The sequence below is a fragment of the Cellulomonas citrea genome, from assembly GCF_009829685.1.
GTDB classification, from domain to species: Bacteria; Actinomycetota; Actinomycetes; order Actinomycetales; family Cellulomonadaceae; genus Cellulomonas; species Cellulomonas citrea.
On the sequence record NZ_VWSD01000010.1, the window covers coordinates 14,023 to 40,611 of the forward strand.

Annotated in this window: 19 protein-coding genes and 1 tRNA gene; 7 read left to right on the plus strand and 13 right to left on the minus strand. The window is 72.1% G+C overall.

Going from position 1 to position 26,589, the window contains the following annotated elements:
* The first annotated feature begins 4 nt into the window (after window positions 1–4).
* The 4 genes from F2B26_RS02565 to F2B26_RS02580 all read left to right on the plus strand — a co-directional run bounded on the left by F2B26_RS02565 (window position 5) and on the right by F2B26_RS02580 (window position 9,432).
* Window positions 5–1,540, plus strand: coding sequence for a nitronate monooxygenase (locus F2B26_RS02565; protein ID WP_328698647.1), 1,536 nt, complete (start codon window positions 5–7; stop codon window positions 1,538–1,540).
* 263 nt (window positions 1,541–1,803) lie between these two features.
* On the plus strand, window positions 1,804–6,846 hold the full coding sequence (locus F2B26_RS02570; protein ID WP_201292576.1) for an ExeM/NucH family extracellular endonuclease: 5,043 nt from the start codon (window positions 1,804–1,806) through the stop codon (window positions 6,844–6,846).
* Window positions 6,847–7,078: 232 nt separating this feature from the next.
* Complete coding sequence (locus F2B26_RS02575) at window positions 7,079–8,725, plus strand: methyl-accepting chemotaxis protein (RefSeq protein WP_159806101.1); 1,647 nt, start codon at window positions 7,079–7,081, stop codon at window positions 8,723–8,725.
* A gap of 188 nt (window positions 8,726–8,913) precedes the next feature.
* Complete coding sequence (locus F2B26_RS02580; protein WP_159806103.1) at window positions 8,914–9,432, plus strand: GNAT family N-acetyltransferase; 519 nt, start codon at window positions 8,914–8,916, stop codon at window positions 9,430–9,432.
* A gap of 240 nt (window positions 9,433–9,672) precedes the next feature.
* Here F2B26_RS02580 and F2B26_RS02585 read toward each other — a convergent pair whose 3' ends face one another.
* From F2B26_RS02585 to F2B26_RS02615, 7 genes are read right to left on the minus strand one after another with little or no spacing between them, the layout of a single operon-like run.
* Complete coding sequence (locus F2B26_RS02585) at window positions 9,673–11,349, minus strand: dipeptide ABC transporter ATP-binding protein (protein ID WP_159806105.1); 1,677 nt, start codon at window positions 11,347–11,349, stop codon at window positions 9,673–9,675.
* Window positions 11,346–11,996, minus strand: a complete 651-nt coding sequence (locus tag F2B26_RS02590) for a GbsR/MarR family transcriptional regulator (protein WP_235929457.1) — start codon at window positions 11,994–11,996, stop codon at window positions 11,346–11,348. The genes F2B26_RS02585 and F2B26_RS02590 overlap by 4 nt, the downstream gene beginning before the upstream one ends.
* Window positions 11,993–13,456 carry a serine hydrolase domain-containing protein gene (locus tag F2B26_RS02595; RefSeq protein WP_159806107.1) on the minus strand — a complete coding sequence of 488 codons (1,464 nt, stop codon included), beginning with the start codon at window positions 13,454–13,456 and terminating at the stop codon, window positions 11,993–11,995. The genes F2B26_RS02590 and F2B26_RS02595 overlap by 4 nt, the downstream gene beginning before the upstream one ends.
* Before the next feature lie 4 nt (window positions 13,457–13,460).
* Complete coding sequence (locus F2B26_RS02600; protein WP_159806109.1) at window positions 13,461–14,351, minus strand: ABC transporter permease; 891 nt, start codon at window positions 14,349–14,351, stop codon at window positions 13,461–13,463.
* Entirely contained in the window at window positions 14,344–15,276 is a 933-nt protein-coding gene (locus F2B26_RS02605) for an ABC transporter permease (protein ID WP_201292577.1), read from the minus strand. The genes F2B26_RS02600 and F2B26_RS02605 overlap by 8 nt, the downstream gene beginning before the upstream one ends.
* Window positions 15,273–16,661 carry a M14 family zinc carboxypeptidase gene (locus F2B26_RS02610; protein WP_159806111.1) on the minus strand — a complete coding sequence of 463 codons (1,389 nt, stop codon included), beginning with the start codon at window positions 16,659–16,661 and terminating at the stop codon, window positions 15,273–15,275. Before F2B26_RS02610 ends, F2B26_RS02605 begins: the two co-directional genes overlap by 4 nt.
* 5 nt (window positions 16,662–16,666) lie before the next feature.
* Complete coding sequence (locus F2B26_RS02615; RefSeq protein ID WP_159806113.1) at window positions 16,667–18,292, minus strand: peptide ABC transporter substrate-binding protein; 1,626 nt, start codon at window positions 18,290–18,292, stop codon at window positions 16,667–16,669.
* Window positions 18,293–18,462: 170 nt separating this feature from the next.
* Here F2B26_RS02615 and F2B26_RS02620 point away from each other — a divergent pair, with 170 nt between their 5' ends.
* Entirely contained in the window at window positions 18,463–19,098 is a 636-nt protein-coding gene (locus F2B26_RS02620; protein ID WP_159806115.1) for an FMN-binding negative transcriptional regulator, read from the plus strand.
* A gap of 12 nt (window positions 19,099–19,110) precedes the next feature.
* On the opposite strand, the gene F2B26_RS02625 is transcribed toward F2B26_RS02620, so the two are convergent.
* From F2B26_RS02625 to F2B26_RS02640, 4 genes are all read right to left on the minus strand, one after another.
* Window positions 19,111–19,183 (minus strand) — tRNA-Lys (locus F2B26_RS02625).
* A gap of 113 nt (window positions 19,184–19,296) precedes the next feature.
* On the minus strand, window positions 19,297–19,953 hold the full coding sequence (locus tag F2B26_RS02630) for a DUF6308 family protein (RefSeq protein WP_159806117.1): 657 nt from the start codon (window positions 19,951–19,953) through the stop codon (window positions 19,297–19,299).
* 162 nt (window positions 19,954–20,115) lie between these two features.
* Window positions 20,116–21,897 carry a DUF2075 domain-containing protein gene (locus F2B26_RS02635; RefSeq protein WP_159806119.1) on the minus strand — a complete coding sequence of 594 codons (1,782 nt, stop codon included), beginning with the start codon at window positions 21,895–21,897 and terminating at the stop codon, window positions 20,116–20,118.
* Window positions 21,884–22,204 (minus strand): nucleotide pyrophosphohydrolase, encoded by a 321-nt coding sequence (locus F2B26_RS02640; protein WP_235929458.1) that lies wholly within the window; start codon window positions 22,202–22,204, stop codon window positions 21,884–21,886. Before F2B26_RS02640 ends, F2B26_RS02635 begins: the two co-directional genes overlap by 14 nt.
* 189 nt (window positions 22,205–22,393) lie before the next feature.
* Here F2B26_RS02640 and F2B26_RS02645 point away from each other — a divergent pair, with 189 nt between their 5' ends.
* Both F2B26_RS02645 and F2B26_RS02650 read left to right on the plus strand, forming a co-directional pair.
* Window positions 22,394–22,831, plus strand: a complete 438-nt coding sequence (locus F2B26_RS02645) for a helix-turn-helix domain-containing protein (protein ID WP_159806123.1) — start codon at window positions 22,394–22,396, stop codon at window positions 22,829–22,831.
* Between the two features lie 69 nt (window positions 22,832–22,900).
* Window positions 22,901–23,488 carry a PIN domain-containing protein gene (locus tag F2B26_RS02650; RefSeq protein ID WP_159806125.1) on the plus strand — a complete coding sequence of 196 codons (588 nt, stop codon included), beginning with the start codon at window positions 22,901–22,903 and terminating at the stop codon, window positions 23,486–23,488.
* Window positions 23,489–23,528: 40 nt separating this feature from the next.
* Here F2B26_RS02650 and F2B26_RS02655 read toward each other — a convergent pair whose 3' ends face one another.
* The gene (locus F2B26_RS02655; protein WP_159806127.1) at window positions 23,529–25,172 is read right to left on the minus strand and encodes a methyl-accepting chemotaxis protein; all 1,644 of its coding nucleotides are present in this window, start codon (window positions 25,170–25,172) and stop codon (window positions 23,529–23,531) included.
* A gap of 140 nt (window positions 25,173–25,312) precedes the next feature.
* On the minus strand, window positions 25,313–26,589 hold a 1,277-nt coding region (locus F2B26_RS02660), incomplete at its 5' end, for a KUP/HAK/KT family potassium transporter (RefSeq protein ID WP_159806129.1).

The window sequence follows — 26,589 nt, forward strand, 5'->3', positions numbered from 1 at the left end:
CACCGTGCCGGTCCTGCCCCAGCTGCGCCACCACCCCCGACCGCTGCCCCAGGTGATCCAGGGCGGGATGGGGGTCGCCGTCTCGTCCTGGCAGATCGCCTCCTCGGTCGCCCGCGCCGGACAGCTCGGCGTGGTCTCCGGCACCGCCCTCGACCTCGTGCTCGCCCGTCGGCTGCAGGACGGCGACCCCGACGGCGACGCCCGCCGCGCGCTGGCCGCGTTCCCGGTGCCCGCCGTCGCCGAACGCGCCCTGGCCCGCTACTTCATCGAGGGCGGACGCACCCCCGGCACGCCCTACTCCCCCGTGCCCCGCCCGGCCGTGCGCGCCGCGAGGATGCCGCAGGAGCTGGGCATCCTCGGCAACTTCGTCGAGGTGTGGCTGGCCAAGGAGGGGCACGACGGGCTGGTCGGCATCAACCTGCTCGAGAAGGTCCAGATGGCCACGCCGACGGCCGCCTACGGCGCGATGCTCGCCGGGGTCGACTACGTGCTCATGGGCGCCGGGATCCCGCGCGACATCCCGCACCTGCTCGACGAGCTCGCGCTGCACCACGCCGTGCAGCTGCCCATCGAGGTGTCCGGCGCCGCACCCGGCAGCCACACCGTCGACCTCGACCCGCACGCGCTGCTCGGCCCGGACCTGCCGCCCCTGACCCGGCCGACCTTCCTGGCGATCATCTCCGCGCACGCCCTCGCGGCCTACCTGGCCAAGGACGCCACCATCCGCCCCGACGGGTTCGTCGTCGAAGGCCCGCTCGCCGGTGGGCACAACGCCCCGCCGCGCGGCCAGATGGTGCTCGACGAGACCGGACAGCCCGTGTTCGGCCCACGCGACCAGGCCGACGTCGCCAAGGTCGCCGCCGTCGGGCTGCCGTTCTGGCTCGCCGGGTCGCAGGGCACCCCCGAGGCGCTGGCCGCGGCACGTGCCGCTGGCGCCGCCGGGGTGCAGGTCGGCACGGTGTTCGCGCTCTGCGAGGAGACGGGCCTGACCCCGTCCCTGCGCGACCGGCTGCTCGCCCGGCTGCGCGCCGGCACCCTCGCGGTGCGCACCGACCCGCTCGCTTCCCCCACCGGCTTCCCGTTCAAGGTCGCCCAGCTGCCCGGGTCGCTGTCCGACGCACCGGCCGCACAGGCCCGGCCCCGGCTGTGCGACCTGGGCTACCTGCGCACGCCCTACCTCAAGGAGTCCGGCGGCATCGGCTACCGGTGCAAGGCCGAGCCGGTGCACACCTACGTGCGCAAGAACGGCGACGAGGCCGACACCGTGGGACGCGCCTGCCTGTGCAACGCCCTCACCACCAACATCGGCCTGGGCCAGACCCGGGCCGACGGGTACGTCGAGGAGCCGCTCGTCACCCTCGGCTCCGACCTGGACGGCGCCCGGCGGCTCGCGCACCTGCACCCGGGCACCTGGACGGCCCGGCAGGCGCTCGACTGGATCCTCGACCGGCGCCCGCACGTGACGTTGCCGCACCTGCACATCACCTTCCCCGAGCCCGGCTGGGCGCCCTGGCGGCTGAGCCCGCTGCCGGCGGCCTGACCGGCGCCTTCCCGAGGCACGGCGGCCCCCGCGGCCGCCGCCGCCACGGCGAATAGCAGGTGCACAGCAGGTGCACAGCGGGTGCCCGATGTGCCCGAATCCGGTGAGTTCATCCTCGGTTCAGCCGTTTGCCGGGCAAGGGCCGATCCGTACCGGTAGAACAGGCACACCAGAAGCCGCGCCACGACGTCGTGCCACCGCACCACCGGCACCCGCCCAGGGGAGACCCGCGCGGCTCACGTGCGTTCGAGAGGGACTCGTCCATGCTGCTCACCCATCCATGGTTCCGACGATCGGCCGCCCTGTCGGCTGCCGTCGCCGGGGCGCTCGTGCTGCCGGCGTCGCTGCCTGCCTTCGCGGCCGTCTCGACCGGCTCCCCCGTCGTGATCAACGAGATCTACGGGGCCGGCGGCAACTCGGGGTCGACGCTGACCCACGACTTCATCGAGCTCGCCAACGTCTCCGACGCCCCGGTCGACGTCTCGACCTGGTCGGTGCAGTACGCCTCCTCGGCCGGGACCAGCTGGAGCGGGGTCGTCCCGCTGACCGGCTCGATCCCCGCGCACAGCACGTACCTGGTGCAGGCCGCCTCGCAGACCGGCGCCTCGACGGTCTCGAACCTGCCCACCCCCAACGCCTCCAGCAGCACCGTCAACCTGTCCGCGACGAAGGGCTCGGTCGCCCTCGTCTCGTCGACCACCGCCCTGAGCTGCGCGACCACCGCGTGCGCCGGAGCCACCGGGGTCGTCGACCTCGTCGGGTACGGCGCCGCGGGCGCCTACGCCGGCGCCGGCCCCGCGACGGCCCCGAGCACCACCACGTCGATCTCGCGGACCTCGTACGCGAACACCGCCGACAACGCGGCCGACTTCGTCGCCGGGGCGCCCACGCCGACGGCGGCGACGACGACGCCCGTCGACCCGACGCCCACCCCCACCGCGACGCCGACGGTCGACCCGACCACCCCGGCCGACACCACCCTGGCGATCTCCGAGATCCAGGGCACCGGTGCGCAGAGCCCGCTCGTCGGCCAGAAGGTCGTCACGACCGGCGTGATCACCGCGCTCTACCCGACCGGCGGCCTCAACGGCTTCGTCATCCAGACCCCCGGCACCGGTGGCACGCTCGACGCGTCGCACACCGCGTCCGACGCGGTCTTCGTCTACCAGCCCAGCGGTCTGGGCTCGCTGTCGATCGGCGAGGACGTCACCGTCACCGGCACGGTCGCCGAGTACAACGGGCTCACCGAGATCAACGCCACCAGCACCGTGGCGCGCCCCGGCACCGTCGCCCCCGTCACCCCGGTCGTCGCCACCTGGCCGACCACCGACGCGGCGCGCGAGGCCCTCGAGTCGATGCTGCTCGCACCGGCCGGCGACTTCACCGTGAGCAACACCTACTCGACCAACCAGTACGGCGAGGTCGGGCTCGCGTCCGGCAGCACGCCGCTGCGCCAGCCCACCGACGTCGCCCGCCCGGGCACCGCCGAGGCCGCCGCGGTCGCCGCCGACAACGCCGCCCGCGGCGTCGTGCTCGACGACGGCGCCACGACCAACTTCCTCAGCTCGGCGAACTCCGGGCTGACCCCGCCGTACATCTCGCTCACCGACCCGGTCCGGGTCGGCGCGAAGGTGACGTTCGACCAGCCGGTGATCGTCGACTACCGGAACTCGACCTGGAAGCTCAACCCCACCAGCCAGGTCACGAGCACCACGCCGGCGGGGCAGCGCGCCCAGTTCTCGAACACCCGCACCGCAGCCCCCGACGCCACGAAGCTGGGCGCCGCGGACCTCAAGATCGCCTCGTTCAACGTCCTCAACTACTTCACGACGCTCGGCTCGACCGTGAGCGGCTGCACCTCGTACAAGGACCGCGCCGGCACGCCGATCACGGTCAACAGCTGCCCGGGCAACGGTCCGCGCGGCGCCTGGGACGCGGCCAGCCTGGCCCGTCAGCAGGCCAAGATCGTCGCGGCGATCAACGCCACCGACGCCGACGTCGTCGGTCTCATGGAGATCGAGAACTCGGCCGTCCTCGGCGAGCCCGTCGACTCGGCGCTGTCCACGCTCGTGGCGGCGCTCAACGCGGCGGACAGCTCGGCGCACTGGGCGTACGTGCCCTCCTCGACCGAGCTGCCGGCGCTCTCGGCGCAGGACGTCATCACCAACGCGCTCATCTACCGCACCGACGCGGTGAGCCCCCTCGGGGCCTCGCACGCGCTCGGCACGGCCAGCGGCGCCGGCCAGGCGTTCGACAACGCGCGCGAGCCCATCGGGCAGGCGTTCACCCCGGCCGGCGGCGGCGACCCGTTCTTCGTCGTCGTCAACCACTTCAAGTCCAAGGGCTCGGCCGGCCCGCTCCCCGGTGACACCGACGCCGGTGACGGGCAGGGCGCCTCGAACGCCTCGCGCGTCGCCCAGGCGAACGCGCTCGCCGCGTGGGTGCCGACCGTGCTCGCGACCTACTCCACGCCGGTCACGGGCGTGGCGCTGGTCGGCGACTTCAACTCCTACTCGCAGGAGGACCCGATCGCGGCGCTCGCCACGGCCGGCTACACCGACGTCACCCCGCACTTCGACGCCGGTGAGTACTCCTACAGCTTCGACGGGCTGGCCGGATCGCTCGACCACGTGCTCGTCAACGACGCGCTGCTGGCCCGCTCGACCGGGTCGGACATCTGGTCGATCAACTCCGCGGAGTCGATCGCGCTGGAGTACAGCCGGTACAACTACCACGGCACGCTCTTCTACGACGCGAGCCCGTACCGGTCCTCCGACCACGACCCGGTGATCCTGGGGATCACGGCGAAGCCCGCCCCGACCACCACCGACCTCACGCTGCTCAACCTCAACGACTTCCACGGCCGCATCGACGCCAACACCGTCAACGTGGCCGGGACGATCGAGCAGGAGCGGGCCGCCAAGGGTGAGGACAACACCGTCCTGCTGTCCGCCGGTGACAACATCGGGGCCACGCTGTTCGCGTCCTCGATCGCCAAGGACCAGCCGACGATCGACGTGCTCAACGCGCTCGGGCTCAAGGCCTCCGCGGTGGGCAACCACGAGTTCGACCAGGGCTTCGCCGACCTCAAGGACCGGGTCTCGGCGAACAAGACCAACGCCGCGTGGGACTACCTCGGGGCGAACGTCTACCTCAAGGGCACCACGACCCCGGCCCTGCCGGAGTATTCAATCCTCGACGTCGCCGGCAAGCGGCTCGCCGTCATCGGCGCCGTCACGCAGGAGACCTCGGCGCTGGTCTCGCCCGGCGGGATCGCCGGGCTCGACTTCGGCGACCCGGTCGACGCGGTCAACCGGGTCGTCGCCCAGCTGAGCGACGGCAACGAGGCCAACGGCGAGGCCGACGTCTTCGTGGCCGAGTACCACGACGGCGCCGGTGCGGGTACGCCGGACGGCGCGACCCTCGCCCAGGAGATCGCGGCGGGCGGTCCGTTCGCCAAGATCGTCACCGCGACCGACGCCAAGGTGTCGGCCATCTTCACCGGCCACACCCACAAGCAGTACGCGTGGGACGCCCCGGTCCCGGGCAGCAGCACGGCGACCCGGCCGGTGCTGCAGACCGGCTCGTACGGCGAGTTCCTCGGTGAGATCACCCTCACGGTCGACAACTCGACGAACGCGGTGACGGCCTACACGGCCAAGAACGTCGCCCGCACCAAGACCCCGGCGGCGACCCTGGTCGCCACCTACCCGCGGGTCGCGGCCGTCAAGACGATCGTCGACAAGGCGCTCGCCAACGCGGCCGCCGAGGGCAACAAGGTGATCGGCAAGGTCTCGGCCGACATCACCACGGCGTTCAAGGGCACCGCCCGCGACGACCGCGCCTCGGAGTCCACGCTCGGCGACCTGGTCGCCGACTCGCTGCGCACCTCCCTGTCCGACCCGCTGCGCGGCGGCGCCGACATCGGCGTGGTCAACCCGGGTGGTCTGCGCAGCGAGCTGTACGCGAAGCAGTCGTCGTACTCCCCGGCCGGTCCGGCGGCGGACGGCGACATCACCTACGCGCAGGCGAACGCGGTGCTGCCGTTCCTCAACAACCTGTGGACCGTGTCCCTCACCGGGGCCCAGTTCACCACCCTGCTCGAGCAGCAGTGGCAGACGAACCCCGACGGCACGGTGCCGTCGCGTCCGTACCTGCAGCTCGGGCTGTCGAAGAACGTCACCTACACCTACGACCCGGCCGCCGCAGCCGGTCACCACATCACCTCGGTGACGATCAACGGCAAGCCGCTCGACCCGGCCGCGTCCTACCGGATCGGCACGTTCTCCTTCCTGGCCCAGGGCGGGGACAACTTCCGGGTCTTCACCTCCGCGACGCAGGTGCGTGACTCGGGTCTGGTCGACCGGGACGCGTGGATCTCCTACCTCACGGCCAACCAGCCCGTCTCGCCGAGCTTCGCCCGGCGTGCCGTGCAGGTGACCGGTCAGCCCACCGCCGCGACCCAGGGCGACGACCTCTCGTTCGGGGTCGCCGGTCTGGACCTCACCTCGCTGGGCAGCCCGGCCACGACGTCCCTCGTGGCCTCGTGGGTGGGCAGCTCCCAGGCCCCGGTGACGGTGCCCGTCTCGGCGGGTGCCGCGACGGTCGCCCTGCCGGTGCCCTACGACGTGCTGGGGGCCGCGACCCTGCAGCTCGTCGCCGCGCCGACGGGTACCACGGTGACCATCCCGGTCCAGGTGGCCTCCGGTGGGCCGATCCCGGCCAAGGCTCCGGGCCGCGCGGTCCTGAGCAGCGACAACGGCTGGGACACCGGTCTGCTCGACGGTGACTACACGATCACCTCGAACCTGTGGTGGGGCCAGAACGGCACCAGGTTCCGGCTGTACGAGAACGGCGTGCTGGTCGGCGAGGTCAAGCTGAGCGACCACACCCCGCTCGCGCAGGTGGCGCAGGTGCACCTGTCCGGCCGGGTCAACGGCACGTACGTCTACACCGGTGAGCTCGTCAACGCGAAGGGCACCACCGCCACCTCCACGCTCACGGTGCGCGTCAAGGACGCCAACCCGGGTGCCGTGGTGCTGAGCAACGACAACTGGGACCGCAACGGCTCCTACACGGTGTCGGCGGACAAGTGGTGGGGCACGGCCGCCACGACCTACCGGCTGTACGAGGACGACGTGCTCATCGACACCCAGTCGCTGAGCAACCCGTCGGTCTACGCCCAGCACGCCTCGACGGTGCTCACCGGACGCGCGGTCGGCACCCACACCTACCGGGCCGAGCTGGCCAACGCGGCAGGGGTGACGAGCAGCAAGGTGATGAAGGTGACGGTCTCCAAGCCGTGACCCGGGTGGGCCGCGCCGGGTGACCGGTGCGGCCCACCACCGGTTCGACCCGCCCGGGTGCTGGTGTCCCCACGGACACCGGCACCCGGGCGGTGCTGTCTGCACTCCCCTGACCTGCACCCGGGCTCGAGGGTGGGCTATATCACACTCCGCGTCCCGATGTGCTCAACTCACGCCCGACTAATCCGATAAGTAGCCCAGCACGAGTCCCGTCGCAGAAGGAGTGAGCGCCATGAGCACGACCAGCACCGCGCACGACGCCACCGCACCGCACCGCCGCGGCGCGACGTCGTGGTTCTCCAACCGTGCGATCCGCACCAAGATCCTCTCGCTCGTCGGGATCCTCGCGATCGTCGCAGGGTTCACCGGCTGGCTCGCGATGACGTCGCTGCAGAACGTCGCGGCGGACGCGCGGTCGATCGACACCACCCAGAACGACATCGCCGCACCGCTGGGCGTCGTGCACCAGGAGGAGATCAAGGCGCGGATGCTCGTCGCCCAGGCCGGGGCGTACCAGACCGACACCGCGGAGCAGCAGCAGGCGTTCAAGGACAAGATCGCCGCGACCGACGCCGACCTCGACACCGCGGCCGCCGCCCTGGATGCGGGCCTGAACGGTACCAACGTCGCGTCGTGGACCGCGTTCAAGACCGACTGGGCGGCGTGGAAGCAGATCCGCGACACCCAGCTCCTGCCGGCCGCGCTGGCCGATGACCGCGTCGCGTTCGGGAACATCAGCGACAACGTCGCCCAGCCGGTGCTCGACAAGGTCATCACCGACCTGGGCGACACCGAGACGCAGGTCAAGGCCTACCTCGACCAGGTCGCCGCCAACGCCTCGCACCGTGCCTCGACCGCCATCCGCACCGTGGCGATCACGCTCGCGGTCGGCGTGCTGCTCGTGATCCTGCTCGGCCTGTGGACCGCACGGCTGATCCGCCGGCAGATCATCGGGGTGCAGCACGCGCTCGAGGCCCTCGCGACCGGTGACCTCACGGTCGAGGCCGGTCTGGAGAGCACCGACGAGATGGGCCGCATGGCCCACGCCCTCACCGTGGCCCAGGCCTCGCTGCGCGAGACCCTGCAGGAGGTGTCGGCGACCGCGGTGACCGTGGCCGCCGCGTCCGAGCAGCTCTCGGCGTCGAACTCCCAGGTGGCGGAGGGCTCGGACCTCACCAGCGCGCAGGCCGGTGTGGTCGCAGCCGCGGCCGAGCAGGTGAGCCGGAACGTGCAGACGGTCGCGTCGGGCGCCGAGCAGATGGGCGCGTCGATCCGGGAGATCTCGCAGAACGCCAACCAGGCGGCCCGGGTCGCCGCGCAGGCCACCGGGGTGGCCGCCACGACCAACGACACGATCGCGAAGCTGGGCGTCTCGTCCTCGGAGATCGGGAACGTGGTCAAGGCGATCACGTCCATCGCAGAGCAGACGAACCTGCTGGCGCTCAACGCGACGATCGAGGCCGCGCGGGCCGGGGAGGCCGGCAAGGGGTTCGCGGTCGTCGCCGGCGAGGTCAAAGACCTGGCGCAGGAGACGGCGCGGGCCACCGAGGACATCGCCCGGCGGGTCGAGGCGATCCAGACGGACACGGCCGGTGCGGTCGCGGCCATCGAGGAGATCGCGGGCATCATCGCGACGATCAACGACTACCAGCTCACCATCGCGAGCGCCGTCGAGGAGCAGACCGCGACGACCAACGAGATGTCCCGCTCGGTCCAGGAGGCCGCGACCGGGTCGGTCGAGATCGCCACCAACATCACCGGGGTCGCCCAGTCGGCGTCCACCACGACCGAGGTGCTCTCGCAGGTCAGCCAGTCCGTCGCCGAGCTCGCCCAGATGTCGGCGAGCCTGCGCGCGAAGGTCGCGAGCTTCACCTTCTGACCGGACGCACCGTCAGTCCGCCCGACCGCGGGCGTCCCCGTCCTACGACGGGGGCGCCCGCGGTCGGCTGCTAGCGTCGTCGCGACCCCGAACCAGCACCCCGGAGGCCTCGACATGGCTGCCCTCCCCCCGTCGGCCATCGGCGTCCCCGCCCGGTTGCACCGCTCCGACGCCTGCGGCGCACGTCGGTGAGCCCGACGACCTGGGCCCTGGTCCGACCGCTCGAGACGGCTCGTCTCACGCTGCGACCGCACCGCGAGGACGATCTCGACGACCTGCTCGTCTTCCACGGCGACCCGCAGGTGACGGCCTACATCCCGTGGCCGGTACGCGACCGTGAGCAGACCGCGCAGGCCCTGGCCGAACGGCTCGTGCGGACCAGCGCCACGGCGCCCGGGGACGTGCTGAACCTGGCCGTCGAGGAGCGCAGCTCCGGCACCGTGATCGGTGAGGTGCTGCTGCGCCGGACCGGAGCCACCGCGACCGAGGTCGGCTACGCGCTGCGCCAGGACCGGTGGGGCCGCGGGCTGGCGAGCGAGGCCGTCACGGCCCTGCTCGACGCGGCGGCCGGCTGGGGCGTCACGACGGTCGAGGCCGTCGTCGAACCCCCCAACACCGCCTCCGTCGCGCTGCTCGAACGCCTGGGCTTCCACCGCGAGCCCGAGCTGCGCGACGGCCTCCTCGTCCTCACCCGCACGTCCGCCTGAGGCGCCGTCGGGCTCGGCCGGCTCGGCTCGGCTCCAGCGGGTTCGGCTCGGCTCCAGCGGGCTCGACCCGGCTCCAGCGGGGCTCGGCTTCCCGTTCTCGGGCGCTTCTGGTCACTTGGTCACACGACACGCCGAGTTCCCACGACCAACTGACCAGTTGCCGGCCGGCCGGAGCCGGGCGGGAGCCGGAGGTGGGCCGGAGCCGGGGCGGAGCCGGGCGGGAGCGGGTGCCCGGGCGGGTCAGGAGGCGCGGGCCAGGCGCTCCTCGCGGCGACGGGTCTGCTCGTCGGGGTCGGCGACCAGGGCGGCGTCGAGCAGCCGACGGGTGTAGGGGTCGCGGGGGCTGCTCAGCACCCGGCTGCGCTCGTCGAGCTCGACGATGCGGCCGTGCTGCATGACGGCGACCCGGTCGGCCAGCGTGTCGACGACGGCCAGGTCGTGGCTGATGAACAGGCACGCGAACCGCAGCCGCGCCTGCACCTGCGCGAACAGCTCCAGCACGGTGGCCTGCACCGACACGTCGAGGGCTGAGGTCGGCTCGTCGGCGATGAGCAGCTGCGGGTCGAGGCTGACAGCACGCGCGATCGACACCCGCTGCTGCTGCCCGCCGGACAGCTCGTGCGGGTAGCGCCCGGCCCACGCGGCCGGCAGCTCGACCTGCTCGAACAGCTCGGCCACCCGACGCTTGAGCGCCTCCCCGCGCAGCCCGCCGTGCACCGCGAGCGGCTCGGCCACCGACTGCCCGACCGTGTAGCGCGGGTTGAGCGTCGCGGCCGGGTTCTGGAACACCACCCCGATCCGGCGCCGCGCGGCCCGCAGCGCCTTGGGGCTGGCCTGCCCGAGGAGCGCACCGACCACCTCGACGCTGCCCGAGGTGATCGGCGCCAGCCCGAGGGCGCACCGGCCCAGCGTCGACTTGCCGGACCCCGACTCACCGACCAGCGCGACGATCTCCCCGGGCAGCACCTCCAGGTCCACCCCGTCGACGGCGCGCACCACACCCGAGCGTCGGCCGCGGTACTCCACGACGAGGTCGACGACGTCGAGCACCGGCCGGTCCCGCTTGTCGGCCGGGTCGGGCCGAGCCGGCGCACCCAGCCGGGGCACGGCCTGCAGCAGGGTGCGGGTGTACTCCTGGGTCGGCGCCGCGAACAGCTCGCGCACCGGCGCGTGCTCGACGGGCAGCCCGCGGCGCAGCACGATGACCCGGTCGGCGAGGTCGGCGACGACCCCCATGTCGTGCGTGATGAGCACGATCGCGGTGCCGGTGCGCGCCTGCAGCCGGCGCAGCACGTCGAGCACCTCCTGCTGGACGGTGACGTCGAGCGCGGTGGTCGGCTCGTCGGCGACGAGCACCTCCGGGTCGGAGGCGAGCGCCATCGCGATCATCACGCGCTGCGCCTGGCCGCCGGACAGCTGGTGCGGGTAGAACCGCAGCCGCTGCTCGGGGTCGGGCAGCTCGACCATGGCGAGCAGCTCGGCGGCACGGGCCTGGCGCTGGGCGCGGTCGAGCTGCGGCTGGTGACGGCGCAGCACCTCGCGCAGCTGGTAGCCGATGGTGAACACCGGGTCCAGGGAGTTGGACGGGTCCTGGAAGATCATCGAGATGCGCCGGCCGCGCACATCGGCCAGCTCCTTGCGGGACAGCCCCAGCAGCTCCAGGTCGCCGAGCCGGGCCGATCCGGTGACGGTGGCGGTGCGCGGCAGCAGGCCCAGCAGCGCGAGCGAGCTCACGGACTTGCCGGAGCCGGACTCGCCGACCACCGCGAGCACCTCGCCGGGGTACAGGTCGAAGCTGAGCCCGGTGATCGCGTGCACGTCGGGTGCCCGGCCCTCGTCGACCGTGAAGGTCACCGTCAGGTCGCGGACGGTGAGCACGGGCTCGCGGTCGGCGGCGGTGGCGCTCTGCTCTGTCACTCGGTGTCCTCCGGGGTCGGGGCGGCGGCATGGGCCGCGTCGCGGTACGCCTGCCAGTCGGCGAGCATCCGGCGCTGGTAGCCGGTGAGCCACGTGATGTAGAGCCGGGCGTTGGTGAGCCGCAGCAGCGGGCCGGCGTCGGGGTGCTCGGCCGTCGGCGCGGTTGCGTCGGGCTGGGCGTCCGACGGGGTGGTCGGCTCGCCGCCCGCCGTAGCACCGGGGATCACGGCGAAGCCGGTGTCGATGACGTCCTGCAGCCGCTGCAGGTAGTGCCGCTCCCCGCCGAGGAACGACCCCCAGATGTCGTCCTCGACGCGGAAGTAGTGGTTGCGGTCGCCGGGGATGACGTGCCGCTTGAGGAACCCCACGTCGACGAGCTGGCGGGTGGACGTCGAGACCGCGCCCGCGCTGGCGTGCAGCATGGTCGCGATCTGGGTGCTCGACAGGTACGGCTCGTCGAGGATCATGAGCAGCCCCATGATCCGGCCCTCCATCCGCGGGTTGCCGGCCGTCGCCCAGACGAGCGCGAACTGCTCGACGAACTGCGTGCGGGCCTGGTCCAGCACCGGCAGCGCGGGCGGCGCGTCGGTCGCGGGGGCGTCGGACGGGAGGGACGAGGCGGGCGTCACGCCGGCGGTGTCGGTCACACGCTCACCCTAGGGAGCCGGGTCATCGCCGTGCGCCGCTCCAGGAAGCGTTCGACCGGCCAGCTCGTCATCCCGCCGACCCGCAGCCATGCGGGCCCGTCGGGTCCTGCCGGGCCGACCTCGATGCGCTCACCGCACGACCCGAACCCGGGCCCGGCGGCCACCTGCAGCCCCTCGGGGGTGATGAGGACCTCCTCCAGCCCGGCCAGCGGGTCGGGGGTGGTGGGGTGCAGCACGACGAGCCGTCCCCCGAGCTCGACGAGGTCGGTGCGACCCCACAGGTCGACGAACCGTCCGGTGACCCCGGCGGGCACCGTCGGCAGCTCCTCGGCCGGGGTGCTCGGCCCGGTGCCGCGCCCGCGCCCGGGGTGCAGCGCGACCTCGATGAGGTGCACCAGCCCGACGGCCAGCTCGTGCGCCGGCCCGTCGACGGCGTTGGTGAGCACGCACACGACGAGCCCGTCGGTCGGGTCGACGAAGGTGCGCGTGATGTGCCCGGGGTAGCCGCCGGAGTGCCCGACGAAGGACCGCTCGCCGACGCTCACCAGCTCCATGCCGACGCCGTACCGGCCGGCCTCGACCCCGTAGGGGCTGACCACGGTCTCCAGCCGCTGCATGAGCCGCTTGGAGTCGTCGGACAGCAGCGTGGTGTCGCCCATGACGTGCGCCTGGGCGTACCGGGACAGCTCGTGCGCGGTGGAGTAGAAGCCGGTGGCGGCCGCGAGCGCGCGGGTGTCGACGTGGTCGATGGTCTCCCGGGTGGTCTCCCCGTCGAGCAGCGAGGTGTGCCCGGCGGCGTACTGCTCGGCGCGTGCCGGGTCGTACTCGGCACCGGTGCGGGTCAGACCGAGCGGCGCGAGCACGGCCGTCGCCAGGTGCTCGGCGAACGACGTGCCGGTGACGGCCTCGATGACCAGGCCGAGCAGTCCGTAGCCCAGGTTGGAGTACTTGAAGTGCTCGTTGCGGGCGTAGACCTTGCCGTCCCGGCGCACCCAGTCCAGCAGCGCCTCCCGGTCGGGGAAGTCGCCGATGAGCTGCCAGTAGTCGGCGTCGACGCCGTCACGCAGCACCCCGCCCTGGTGGCCGAGCAGCTCGCGCACGGTGACCTTGGCGAGCTCGGCACCGGCCAGCTCGGGCACCCACTGCGCGACCGGGTCGTCCAGCCGCAGCCGCCCCGTCTCGACGAGCTGCAGCACCGCGGTGCCGGTGAAGGTCTTGGAGTGCGAGGCGATCCGGAACAGGTGGTCGGTGGACAGCGGCTCACCGGTGGTGACGTCGGCCAGGCCGATCGCGGTGTCGAGCACCACCTCGCCGGCGTACCGCACGCACACCTGGGCGCCGGGGGTGCGCCGCGTCGCCACCTGGGTGGTCAGCCACTCGCGCAGGTAGGGCGCGGCCGCCCGCAACGTGGCCAGCCGGGCTGCCGTGCGGGCGTCGGACGGGGTCGGGGTGCTGGTCATCGGGTCAACGCGCCTTCGGGTCGAGGGTGTCGCGCAGCACGTCACCCAGGGTGATCGTCGCCAGGACGGTGACGACGAGGAACAGGCCGGGGAACACGAGCATGTGCGGGGAGGTCTGGAAGGTGGCCTGGGCGTTCGCGAGCTGCAGGCCCCACGAGATCGCAGGTGCTCGCAGGCCCAGGCCGAGGAACGTGAGGGTGGACTCGGCGACGATCACGCCGCCCACGGTGGTGGTGGCCACGGCGAGCACCGGGCCGATCGCGTTCGGCAGCACGTACCGTCCGACGATCCGGCCGGTGCCCAGGCCCATCGCACGGGCCGCCTCGACGTAGGGGGCGTCCCGCACGGCGCGCACGCTGGCGCGCATGAGCCGGGCCAGCGTCGGCCAGATGAACACCGCGAGCACGAGCGCGATGACGACGGGGGTGCGCGAACCGATCGCGGTGAGCACGACGACCGCGCCGAGCAGGAACGGGAACCCGAGGAACACGTCGGTGAGCCGGGCGACGAGCGCATCGGCCCAGCCGCCGCGGTAGCCGGCCAGCGTGCCGAGCACCATCGCGATGACGAGCGCGACCGCGGTGGCGAGCAGGCCGACCGACAGCGACGCCCGGGTGCCGTAGACGACGTTGGCGTACACGTCGCAGCCCTGCCGGTCGGTGCCGAACACGTGCGCGGCGCTCGGCGGCTGCGAGCCGGAGGCCAGGTCGCACAGCCGCGGGTCGGGCTGGCCGAACAGCCCGGCGAACAGCTGCGGTGCGACGGCGATGGCCATGAGCAGGCCGAGCGCGGCGACGCAGGCCCAGAACAGCGGGCGTCGGCGCAGGCTGCGCCAGACGCCGCGGACCGGGGCCTCGGCGTCGACGGACGTGACCTGGGCGGCGACCTCAGACATGGCGGATCCTCGGGTCGAGCACGGAGTGGAGCAGGTCGACCAGCACGTTGACCACGAGGAACACGAGGATGAGCGAGGTCGCAACCCCGACGACGGTCGGCCCCTCGTGTGCGCGGATGGCCTGGAAGAGCAGGTTGCCGACGCCGGGCAGGTTGAACACGCCCTCGACGACGACGGTCCCGCCGAGCAGGTAGCCCAGGTCGATCGCGAGGAACGTCGTCACCGGGATCGCCGAGCTGCGCAGCACGTGGATGCCGACCACCTGGCGGGGCGTGAGCCCCTTGGCCCACAGCGCGCGCACGTGGTCCGAGCGCATCGTCTCGGCGACGGACCCGCGCATCAGCCGGGCCACCGAGGCCAGGCCGAACACCGCGATGACGGCGCCGGGCAGCAGGTAGGCCATCGGCCAGCCGGCGTCGTCCCCGGCCACCGGGAACCAGCCCAGGTGCAGCCCGAAGAGCAGCTGGGCGGAGACCGCGAGCACGAACACCGGGATCGAGGTGGCCAGGATGGTGCCGGCCAGCACCACGCGGTCGCCGAGCCGGCCGGGCCGCAGCCCGGCGTACAGCCCCAGCCCGACGCCGACGACGATCTCGATGCCCCATGCGGTGAGCGCGAGCGCGATGGTGGTGGGCCAGCGCACGGCCATCTTGGCGGCGACGGACTGGCCGGCGAAGTTCTGCCCGAGGTCGCCGTGCAGCAGCCCGCCGAGGTAGCGCAGGTACTGCTGGAGCACCGGTTCGTCGAGGTGGTAGCGCACCCGCAGCGCGGCCTGCACGCTCGCGGGCAGCGGCCGGTCACCCCCGAGGGCGGCGATGGGGTCGCCGGGCAGCGCGAACACGGCCAGGTAGATGAGCAGCGTGACGCCGAGGAAGACGAGCAGGAGCTCGGCGAGCCGGCGCAGGGTGTAGCGGGTGGCGCTCACGCCTGGACCTCCGTGCGCAGCAGGTGGGACATGACCAGGGTCGCCGCCACCTGCACGCCGACCAGCCGTTCGAGGGGCGCGGGGACCAGCTCGGTGGCCAGCGCCTCGGCCAGCCAGGCGTCGAACTGCTCGCCCAGCCGCGCGCGCACCGCACGCAACGGGTGCGGGCCGACACCGGCGTCCAGCTCGGCGTCCAGCGCACGCAGCGCCATCCCGGTGAACCGCAGCCGGAAGGAGTGCAGCACCTCGGTGTTGGAGTGCACCTCGGCGACGGTCGCGGGCCGGTCGTTGGCCGGGTCGTCGACCCGGGCGCGTTCGGCGAGGGCGGCCTGCACCATGACGGGGGCGAACGCCTGCGTGGCGCGCAGCGTCGGGGTGCGCCAGGTCAGGTGCGGGCCGGCGGCGGCGAGGGCGTCGGTGAGCACCTGGCCGAGCTCGGCGAGCCGGTCGGCCTTGGTGGCGAGCACCTGCCGGTAGGACGTCGTGGTCGCGGTGCGGTCGTCGCAGGCGGGGTGCGTCCAGTAGGGCAGCTCGGCCACGAGGGAGAGCGTGCCGTACCGGTCGGCGTACGCGGCCGACGAGTTGCCGGACGGCACCTGCGTGGGGTCGAGGCCGAGGGCGACCATGTGGTCGATCTCCGTGCCGGCGTCGATCATGCCGAACACGCCGGTGCCCAGGACGGGGGCCAGCGGGCTCTCCGGCTCACCGTCGTCGAGCGGCAGGCCGAGCGCGGCCGGGATGGCCTGCAGCGCCTCGACCGCCCCGGGCAGCTCGCGGGTGAGGTAGTAGTAGACGCCGCCGGACTCGCCGTTGTGCAACGAGACCAGCAGGTCGGGGCGCACCTCGTCGACGAGCCGCATGAGCGCCTGGGTCTCGGGCAGCACCTGGTCGAACCAGAAGCCGGCGTGGTCCAGCGGGAAGGACCACTCCACCTGCTCGGCCGGGGCCGGGCGGTAGAAGCCGCGGAAGTACGCCGCCCGGTCGGTCGGGGTGGTGAACCAGGACTCGTTGAGCCGGGTGCCGTCCGGGTCGATGCAGGGCACGAACCACCAGGTCGCGTCGTGCTCGGCGCGCAGCTGCTCGTCCTGCACGAGCGTGGTGGCCAGGTGCCGCACGGTGTGCAGGCCGATCGGCTCGTTGGGGTGCACGCCGGCGACGAGCAGCAGCGCGCGGGGGCCGTCGCCGACGGCGTAGGCGTGCAGCGGCTCCCCGGTGCGCGACGAGCCGATCCGACGGCGGCGCACGAGCGCGGGGTGCGCGGCGCGCAGCTCCTCGAAGGAGGCGACGAGCTCGTCGACCGTCGGGAAGGTGGTGGTGGGGGGGACCCGGCGGGCCCGCCCGAGGATGTCCTCGAGCGGGCCCGCCGTGCTGGCGGCGTCGGTCATCGAGCTCAGGAACCGTCCGCCATGACGACCTGGGTGAGCGTCGGGTTACCCACCGCGGAGGTCGGCAGGTTCTTCACCCGGTCGGAGACGACGTAGGAGTACGCCTCGTCGAACAGCGGGACGGCGGGGAACTCGGCCAGGATGCGCTCCTGCGCGGCCTTGTACGCCGCGGCTGCCTTGTCGGCGTCCACCTGGGCGTCGGCCGTCTTGAGCAGGCTGGCGACCTGGTCGTCGTACCAGGGGACGCAGTTGTCGCAGCCGCCGCCCTTGACGAAGAAGGCGCGCAGGTGGTTCTGCTGGCTGGGGTAGAGGGCGCCCCAGCGGGAGAAGAACGGACCGGGGGCCTTCTGGTTGAGCCGGGTCTGGTAGAACTCGGCCCAGTCGGTGCTGGCCTGGGCGACGGCGTCGATCCCGAGGTTCTGGCGCAGCTGGTTGGCGATGGCGGTGTAGAACGCGTCCGCCCCGATGCCGCCCGGGTAGTAGACGGTCATGGTGCCGGAGAAGCCGCCGGCCTGTGCGAGCAGGGCCTTGGCCTTGTCGGGGTGGAACTCGCACAGCTCACCGCACAGCCCGACGGGGGTGCCGAGCTCGATGGCCGGGGTGAAGGCCGTCGCGGGGCTGTAGAGGCCGCCGTAGATCTGCTCGTTGATGGTCTTCCGGTCGATCGCCATCGAGATGGCCTGCCGGACCTTGATGTCCTGGTACCGCGGGTCGTAGAGCGGCAGGCCGAGGTAGGCGATGCCGGCGGCCTTGAACGCGTAGAGGCGGTCGCCGAAGTCGGTCTTGGCCTGGATGAGCTTGTCGGCGCCGACGCCGGCGACGTCGAGGTTGCCGGCCTGCACGTCGGTGTAGGCCGTCGCGGTGTCGGTGTAGGGCACGAACGCGATCTCGTCGACCGTGCCGGGGGTGCCCTTGTAGTCGGCGTACTTCTTGACGGTGATCGTCTCGCCCTCGGCGTAGTCGCCGACGATCTCGTACTGGCCGTTGCCGATGGGGTGCTTGTTGTAGGCGGCCAGGTCGGCGGACGCGCCCTTGGGCATCGGGTACATGGCCGTCTGGCCCTGGGACAGCTGGAGCGGGAACTGCCCGTCGGGGCCGTCGAGGGTGACCGTGAAGGTCTGGTCGTCGACGACCTTGAGGCCGGACATCTCCTTGACGGTGGGGGTGGCACCGCCGGCCGGGTTGAGGTCCGTGTAGCCGACGACGTGCGCGAGCTGCCCGGAGTTCTCGAAGGCGTTCGGGCCGTAGGCGACGGTGTTCCAGCTGTCGACGTAGTCCTGGGCGGTGACCGGGCTGCCGTCCTGGAACGTCCAGCCCTTCTTGAGCGTGATGGTCCAGGTGGTCGCGTCGTCGGAGGTGACGGAGTCGGCGGCGACGTAGGTGAGCTTGCCGCTGTCGTCGATCCAGGTGAGCGGGGCCCACACGGCCATGTCGAAGTCGTAGGCGACGGTGTTGCGCCCCGGGATGAGGTAGCCGGGGTCGGTGGACTGCACGCGCAGCGTGACGGGCGCGGCGTTGGTGGCGCCGCCGGTGCTGCTGGTGGATCCAGATCCGCCGCTGCAGGCGGTGAGCATGAAGGTCAGCCCCAGGGCGGCGGCTGCCACCTTGGTCCGTGCTCGGGTGCGGGACATGCATTCTCCTGGGTCGGGGGGTGGAGTGCCGGTCGTCCGTCCGGGGTGGGCCTAGGCAAGTGCCTGGCACCCCACCCGGTCAAGGGTTTCGCTTCGGAAAGTTCAGTACGAAATGAATCTTTAACGTGCCGGTCACATGGCTCCTCAGGGCCGCGTGGTCTCATGGCACCGTGATCGAGACCCCGGACCACGCCGTGCCGGACGAGCAGTGGGTGCGCGACCTCGTGCACGACGAGGGCTGGGGCGTGCTCGTCACCTCCGGCGACCGCGGCCTGGTCGCCTCGCACGTGCCCGTCGTGCTCGACGCCGACGCGGACGGCCTCGTCGTGCTCGGCCACCTCGGGCGGCCCGACGACCAGACCCACGGCCTCGACGGTGTGCGCGAGTCCCTGCTCGTCATCACCGGGCCGTACGGCTACGTCTCCCCCGGCTGGTACGGCTACACCCCCGCGCTGCCCACCTGGAACTACGTCGCCGCCCACCTGCACGGCGTCGCGCACCCGCTCAACGCCAAGGAGACGTGGGACGTGCTCGGCGCCACCGTCGACCGCTGGGAGACGCCGCTGACCGAGCCGGTGCAGCTGGACGAGGTGGGCACCTACGCCCGCCGCGTCGCCACCGGCACCACCGGCTTCCGGTTCGTCGTCGACCGCTGGCAGGCCAAGGCCAAGCTCAGCCAGGACAAGCCCCGCGCCGTCGCCGAACGCGTGCACGACGCCCTCGCCGGCGGCGACCCGGTCTACACCAACCCGCGGCTGGCGGCCGCGATGCGGGCGGAGCTCGACCGGCGGGAGGGGTGGGGGTGAGGGTGCTCCCGGTGGGCCCCCTGGGGATCGAACCCAGAACCCGCGGATTAAAAGTCCGCTGCTCTGCCAGTTGAGCTAGAGGCCCGGCGTGTGCGGCGCGGGCGCCCGTTGCAGGAGCGTGGAGGCCCGGACCGGTGCCACGACGACGGCACGAGGGTACGCGGTCGCCGGGGATGGCGGCGGCCCTGGGGCGCCAGGTCAGGGCCGGGCGAGCTCCTTGTCGTAGCCCTGGCCGACCAGCCAGCTCAGGACGTCGAACACGCGCAGGACCGAGATGTCGCTCCCCAGACCGGCCTCGGCCCGGACTCGTTCGAGGTGGTGCTCGTGGGCACCCTCACCGGCCACCAGCCAGGCGCGCAACGGTTCCCAGAACGGCCCGGCCCCCAACGCCAGCTCTCTCTCGACCACGCTGTCGCGGATCGGCACGAGGTGCGGGCGCTTGCGCGCGACCAGCTTGGACGCCGTGGTCGGGCCGATGTCCTTGATGTCGCGGAGCTCGGCGTAGAGCCGCCACGCGGGCCAGTCGGGGGTGATCGCGCCCGCAGCCACCCGGCCGAGCGTGAGGTCGGTGGGGACCTGCCGGAGCAGCTCGTGCAGCCGGTTGCGGCGGTGCACCAGGATCTCCAGCGCCGCATCACGGACCACCTCGACGGACAGCATCGAGACCGCGACCAGGTCCTCGGCGGTGAGCTCGTCCGCGATCGCGGGCCGGTCACCGCCACCACCGAGCCGCTCGAAGTGCGCTCCGGTGAAGCGTCCGGCCGGCCGTGGCGTGAAGTAGCGGCGGACCAGTCGCGCGGCCACCTCGGCGTTCTCCGGGCGAAGGTAGAACCCCAGGTCCTCAGAGACGTCCACGGTTCCTCCACTGCTGTCGACGGGAACGGAGACCCGTCGGCGACGGGTCGATCTGGCGCTCAGCCGAGGCCGAGGTACCGCTCGACGTAGGCGGTGAGTCTGTCGATGACGGTGCGCTTCTTGGCCGCCCATGCCCCACCCCCCTGTCGCTGCTGACGGCGACTAGACCGCGGTCGTCGGGCCCGGCTGCCCCTGCCCCAGGAAGGGCCGCAGGTACTCCCGCAGCGCCGGGTCGCACACGTACACGAACGTCCCGAGCATGCCGCGCGTGAGCAGCACGCCGTAGATGTTCACGATGTAGCGCCGCAGCTCCTTGTCGGAAGGGGCGTCGTCACCTTTGGATCTTCGTTCCTTGCCCCTCATGTCACGGTAGGAAGCCCGGTCGACGAAAAGCTGGCGCCCGACCGGGTCGTACCGCAGATCGGGGCCGATGACGACGCCGGCGTAGTTGAGGTCGTAGCCCTGGACCGTGTGGATCGAACCAACCTCCTCCAGCGACCCCGGGGCGTTGATCCAGTCGCGGTCCGTGGAGTTCCAGCGCAGCCGGGAACCATCGATCTCGATGTCGTAGGCACTGGGGTCCTTCTTGCTCTTCCACTCCCACGCGAACCCCGCGACGAGCCTGGCCAGCCCGTGAGCCTCGTCCATCGCGATGATCTCGGACCGCATGAGCGCGAAGTCGTCGAACATCCGCAGGTCGTAGCCCTCGTAGGCACTCGGGTCAGGCCGCGCCAGCTCGCCGGGGGATGGCCGGAGCACCGCGCGCACGTACCCGACGTAGTCACCGCCCGCCCGCACACGCATCTGGGTGGTGAGCGGGTAGAAGCGCCCCTGGCGCCGCGCGCTGCTCGAGAGCGCCTCGAGGGCGGGTGTCGAGAGGTCTGCGGGACGCACGGTCTGCTCCGCGTCGACCAGGAACACCCGGTGGGCGGAGCAGGCGATGACCCAGTCCAGCTGGGTGCGACGCGGGTCGTCGACCCCGAAGAGCCGCTCGTTGATCACACGGAAGTCCCGGTTGAGCACACCGGACGGCTGGTTGGCCCGCTGGCTCAGCCGGTGGGTCTCGTCCACCACGAGCAGGTCGAACCGCTGCTCGCTCCGACCGACGTCGAAGGGTGAGAGCACCATGTCTGCACGCAGACCGGGGGTCTTGCCGAACACCTTCCTGATCGAGGTCCGCAACGACTGCTGCGGGATCACGAGCCCCAGCCGGAACCCGGTCAGGAGCGTCCGGTGCTCCTCGGTGAAGAACTCGGCGAACATCGAGTCGGGATCCAGGACATCGTCCGAGCTCGCCACCTGGATGTCCGCGAGCATCTTCATCAGGTAGATGGCGACGATCGTCTTGCCGGTACCTGGCCGCCCCTGGATGACGATGCTGCTGGAGCGTCCCCCCTCCAGGTCCGCGAACAGACCTTCGAGGATGTCCTCGACCGCGATGGCCTGGTCCTGCGTGAGGGCCTTGAACGGCGAGAGCTTGAAGAGGTCGCTGTTCTCGATCTCGGCGATACTCCGGGTGAACAGCCCCTCGCGACGAAGCGCCTCGAAGACGCCTGCGAACGTCGGGCGGTACAGGTCGCGGTGGAAGTACTCCGCATTCGTGATCCCGTCGTTGCGGTTGAGCAGGCGGCAGCCGCCGTCCCCTGAGAAGAGCTGGATGAGGTACGACTCGAGGTCGAGGCACACCGATTTGTTGAACGTCTCGTCGACGACCACGCGCACGTTGCGCAGCTCGGCCTTCGTCCCCGAGGCCAGGTGCTGGCGCATCCGGGTCGCGGCTTTGATCGACTCGCCGACGTAGACGGCCGTCCGGGCACCTCGGCCCCGACCTTCCCCGTCGAGCACGTAGACGACGGGCCAGTTGGTGTGGCGCGGGTCCCGCCGGGCCCAGTCGTCGATCGCGTCGCGCGTGAACCGAAGCCCCTCGATGTCAGAGGGCGTCATGCTTCGTGCTCCGCCCGCGGGCCTTGTCCACCGGGTACTTGCGCCGGGTCACCTCGATCTTCTCGAGGATGATCTCCGCGGGGTCGAGCCCGGTGCGGTCGGCCAGCAGCAGGCAGTAGATCAGCACGTCGGCGAGCTCACCGCGCAGGGCGTCAAGGTCTGCGTCGGGTGCCCACTGGAAGCACTCCAGGAGCTCGGCGGCCTCGATGGCGATGCTCTTCGCAAGGTTCTCGGGCGTGTGGAACTGGGCCCAGTCACGTTCGGCGACATACGCCCGGATCTCGTCGCGAACGGAAGGATCGAGCACGTCGCGAACGTAGCACCGGTGCAGCAAGCACCGCGGCGAGGGGCACGGTGGGCGGGGCTCCATACCCTCGGCCGCCGGGAGCGCCAGCTTCTCAGGCCTTCCGCACCCATGCCGATTGCACCTACAGGTGCAGCAGGTTACGGTTATACGTGCAGGTTCGTGGGGCGAACCGCGATCGAGGAGAGTGTGATGTCGACGTCCGTTGCGGTCACGAACCGTCTTCTCACCAACGAACGTGACGCCGAGATGGCACGCGAGGTCCTCGACGACCTCGTCGGCCCCGCCGGTCAGCTCGCCGTGGGGCAGGTGGGTTCGCAGGTCGCGACGCCGCTGCCGCCCGAGCTCGGCGTGATCCTCCAGCAGGTTCTCAGAGCGGTCGCCGAGGGTTCGTCGGTGACCGTGACGTCGATCCCCAAGGAGCTGACCACCTCCAGCGCGGCGGCGATGCTGGGGATGTCACGACCGACCCTCATGAGGCTGGTGGCCGAGGGGCACCTGCCTGCGCACAAGGTCGGATCGCACACCCGGCTCCTCGCCGACGACGTCGTGGCCTACCGGAAGGCGCGACGGGCCCGTGAACGGGCAGCCTTCGCCGAGCTGCTCGAGCTCGAGGGCGACGAGGTCTGATCGCGTCGCGAGGCCGGTTCCGGGCGCCACCGGCGGCGACCGGTCGGTGCCGATGGATAGGGTCGGCTCGTGCAGGGGCTCGGGCCACACGCCGTCTTCGTCGACGCCAACGTCTGGTACTCCCGCACGGCCCGGGACTGGATCGGGATGCTCTACACCACCCCCGACGTGCCACCCTTCGCTGTCTTCTGGACCGAGGACGTCATGGCCGAGTTCCTGCACGGGCTCCGCAAGGCACACCCGACCTGGCCGGGAGCTCGCACCACGCAGATCCGGGACCGACTGGCGTCGACCTTCGAGGCGGGGCGCGTCGACCGCTTCACGGTGGACGGGACCTACCGCGGCCCCGACCCCCACGACGCGCACGTCCACGCAGCGGCGCTCGCATGCAGAGCTGACATCCTGCTGACCTTCGACGCCACCGGCTTCGTCTGGGACGACAACACCTCGCCGTACGAGGTGATGCACCCCGACGACTTCTTCGTCCTGGTCGACCTGTCTGCACCGGCCCTGGTGGCCGAGGCCACCCGACGGATGTGCGCGCACTGGCTCGCCAGGAGCGGCGAGGCCGACCTGCCCGCGCGGCTGCGGGCCGCGGGCTGCCCGCAGTTCGCCGACCGGGTGCGTGATCACGTCTTCCGACAGCTGGACCGCTAGCCCGCCCCAGCTGCATCGCGGGCGCACCCACCCCACCCCCTCAGAACCGGAACCGCTCCAGCTGCCGGCGCAGGTCCGCGGCCATCGTCGCGAGGCTGGTCGCCGCCGACGAGGTCTCCTCGACCGTCGAGGACGTCGCCGACGCGGCGGCTGCCACGCCGTCGATGGTGCGTGCGATCTGGTGCGACGACTCGGCTGCGTCCTGCACGGAGCGGCCGACCTCGGCGGTCGTGGCGGTCTGCTCCTCGACGGCCGCGGCGATCATCGTCTGGTAGTCGTCGATGCTCGCAACGACCGTGGCGATGTCGACGATGACCTCCACGGCCGCGGTGGTGTCGGTCTGGATCGTGGCGACCCGGCGGGAGATGTCCTCGGTGGCCCGCGCGGTCTCCTGCGCGAGCTCCTTGACCTCCCCGGCGACGACCGCGAAGCCCTTGCCGGCCTCCCCCGCACGCGCCGCCTCGATGGTCGCGTTGAGCGCGAGCAGGTTGGTCTGCTCGGCGATCGAGGTGATGACCTTGACGACGTCGGCGATCTCGGCCGACGAGGTCCCGAGCCGGGTCACCGTGGTGGTGGCCTGCTGCGCCGCCTTGACGGCGCCGTTCGCGACCTTGGCCGCCTCGTTCGCGTTGGTCGAGATCTCCCGGATGGAGGCGCCCATCTGCTCGGCGGCGGCGGCGACCGCGCCGACGTTGGTGGACACGTCGGCGGCCGCGGCCGAGACCATGCCGGACTGCGCAGTGGTCTCGGCGGCCCGTGCGTCGATGTCCCGCGCGGCCTCCCGCATCTGCTCGGAGGCGTCGGCGACGGCCCCGGTGGTCGAGGCGACCGAGGCGAGCACGGCCCGCAGGCTCTCGGTGGCCCGGTCGAGCGCGGCGGCCGCGTGGACCAGCTCGTCACCGTCGTCGCCCAGCCCCGAGGTGTGGGTGAGGTCACCGGCGGCGAGCGCCTCGGCGGACCCGACGAGCGCGGCGGCCGAGCGGCGCAGACCGCGCGCGACGAGGACGCCCCCGGTCCAGGCGAGCGCGGCACCGAGGGCCACGAGGAGCGCGAACACGACCTCGCCGCGGCGCGCGTCGGCGGCCACGGAGGCACGCCGGGCCGCACCGGCGTCGACGACGGCGCCCGACAGCTTCTCGAGCGCATCGATGGTCGCGGTGGCGGCCGGACCGGTCTTGGTGGTGCGCACCTTGTCCCAGCCGGCGATGTCGCCCTTCGCCCGGAGGGCGTCGCCCTCCTTGAAGCCCTCGACGAAGGTCGCGGCGTTGTCGATGGCGCTCTGCACCAGCGCCCGGTCGGCGTCGGTGGCGGCCACCGTGTCCCGGTACTGGCCACCCAGGGTCTGCAGGGCGGTCGAGGCGTCGGTCACCTTCTGCAGGTAGCCGGGGGCGTCGGCGGTGTCGCGGTTCATCGTGTACATCGCGGCGTTGAACCGCATGGTCATGAGCTCGACCTGCATGCTCTTGGCCAGCCGCACCCCTTGCAGGTGGACGTCGTAGATGTCGGCCGCGCCGGCCGCGCTGCGGGCGGCCAGCGCGTAGCCGCCCACGCCGGTGCCGAGCGCGACGAGCACGGCGACACCGACGGCGGCGAGCACCTTGCCGGTGATGCCGATCCGACGGGTCAGGCGCGGGCGGGCGGATGCAGTGGGTGAGCTGACGGCGGGTGAGGTGACGGTGGGCATGCTGACGCTCCTGGAGGCAGTGCGGTGCCTGCCCCCTGCGGACAGCGCTCGCACGGTCGCAACGGCGACCCAGTGCGACAGCATGAACGAACTATCCAGTAAGTCCATCCGACTGCCCCGAACGGAGCAGTCCCCGCCCGCTACATCTCGACGGTCGCCCCCATGACGACCGTCCGCTCCGGCGGCAGGTGGAACACCTCCTTGCGGCCTGCGGCGTTGCGGGCCAGCCAGACGAACAGGCGGGTGCGCCAGGCGCGGCGGCGCGGCAGACCGGCCACGTTCACGGTGAGCACGGACAGGAAGTAGTGCGCCTGGGTGACGTCGAGGTCCAGCTCGGGGCTCTGCCCGATCGCGAGCGCCAGCCCCTTGGGGATGTCCTGGCTGTCGTTGAAGCCCACCCGGATGCTCACGTGCACGATGCCGTCGTCCCGGTAGCCGAGGTCGTCGACCACCACCCGGTCGACGTGCCGGATGTGCGGCACGTTCTCGTTGAGGATCTGCACGATGATGACGTGCTCGTGCAGCACCTGGTTGAACGCGACGTGCGAGCGCAGCGCGAGCGGCGTCGTCTCCTTGGTGTGGTGCGGGAACACCGCGAGCCCGGGCACCCGCGGCACGTGCGTCTCGTGCACGGTCCGCACGAAGTCCTCGAGCGGCCCCTCCAGCTCGGTGCGGCGGGCCAGCAGCGCAGCCGCGCCGGTGCGCCACACGGACATGAGGGTCACCACGACGGCGGCGATGAGCAGCGGCAGCCAGCCTCCGCTCACGATCTTCACCAGGTTCGCCGCGAAGAACAGCACCTCGAGCCCGAGTACGACGACGGAGTACGCGATCAGCTTCCACCGCGCCCAGTGCCAGACCCGCTGGGCCAGCAGCAGGAACAGCAGGCTGGTGAGCAGCAGCGTGCCGGTGACGGCCACGCCGTAGGCGCTGGCCAGCCGGGCCGAGCTGCCGAACGCCGCGATGAGCAGCAGCACCCCGGCGTACAGGATCCAGTTGACCGCCGGCAGGTAGATCTGGCCGCCCTCGTGCCGGGAGGTCTGGCGCACGGTGAGCCGCGGCAGCAGCCCGAGCCGCACCGCCTGGCGCGACACCGAGTACGCCCCGGAGATCACGGCCTGGGAGGCGATGATGGTCGCCGCCGTGGCGAGCACGACGAGCGGCAGCGTGGCCCAGCTGGGCGCCAGGTGGAAGAACGGGTTCGCGATGGTCGACGGGTCGTCGAGGATCATCGCGCCCTGGCCCAGGTAGTTGAGGGTGAGCGCGGGGAACACGACGACGAACCAGGCCCGCCGGATCGGCGAGGGGCCGAAGTGCCCCATGTCGGCGTAGAGCGCCTCGGCCCCCGTGATGGTGAGCACGACGGCGCCCATCGCGACGAACGCGATGAACGGGTGCTCGACGACGAACCCGACCG

Bases quoted from the DNA above. Each gene is read 5' to 3' on its own strand.
- F2B26_RS02615 (WP_159806113.1), bottom strand. From the start codon at position 18,292: ATGTCCCGCACCCGAGCACGGACCAAGGTGGCAGCCGCCGCCCTGGGG.
- F2B26_RS02610 (WP_159806111.1), bottom strand. From the start codon at position 16,661: ATGACCGACGCCGCCAGCACGGCGGGCCCGCTCGAGGACATCCTCGGG.
- F2B26_RS02635 (WP_159806119.1), bottom strand. From the start codon at position 21,897: ATGACGCCCTCTGACATCGAGGGGCTTCGGTTCACGCGCGACGCGATC.
- F2B26_RS02595 (WP_159806107.1), bottom strand. From the start codon at position 13,456: ATGACCAGCACCCCGACCCCGTCCGACGCCCGCACGGCAGCCCGGCTG.
- F2B26_RS02570 (WP_201292576.1), top strand. From the start codon at position 1,804: ATGCTGCTCACCCATCCATGGTTCCGACGATCGGCCGCCCTGTCGGCT.
- F2B26_RS02645 (WP_159806123.1), top strand. From the start codon at position 22,394: ATGTCGACGTCCGTTGCGGTCACGAACCGTCTTCTCACCAACGAACGT.
- F2B26_RS02600 (WP_159806109.1), bottom strand. From the start codon at position 14,351: ATGTCTGAGGTCGCCGCCCAGGTCACGTCCGTCGACGCCGAGGCCCCG.
- F2B26_RS02655 (WP_159806127.1), bottom strand. From the start codon at position 25,172: ATGCCCACCGTCACCTCACCCGCCGTCAGCTCACCCACTGCATCCGCC.
- F2B26_RS02575 (WP_159806101.1), top strand. From the start codon at position 7,079: ATGAGCACGACCAGCACCGCGCACGACGCCACCGCACCGCACCGCCGC.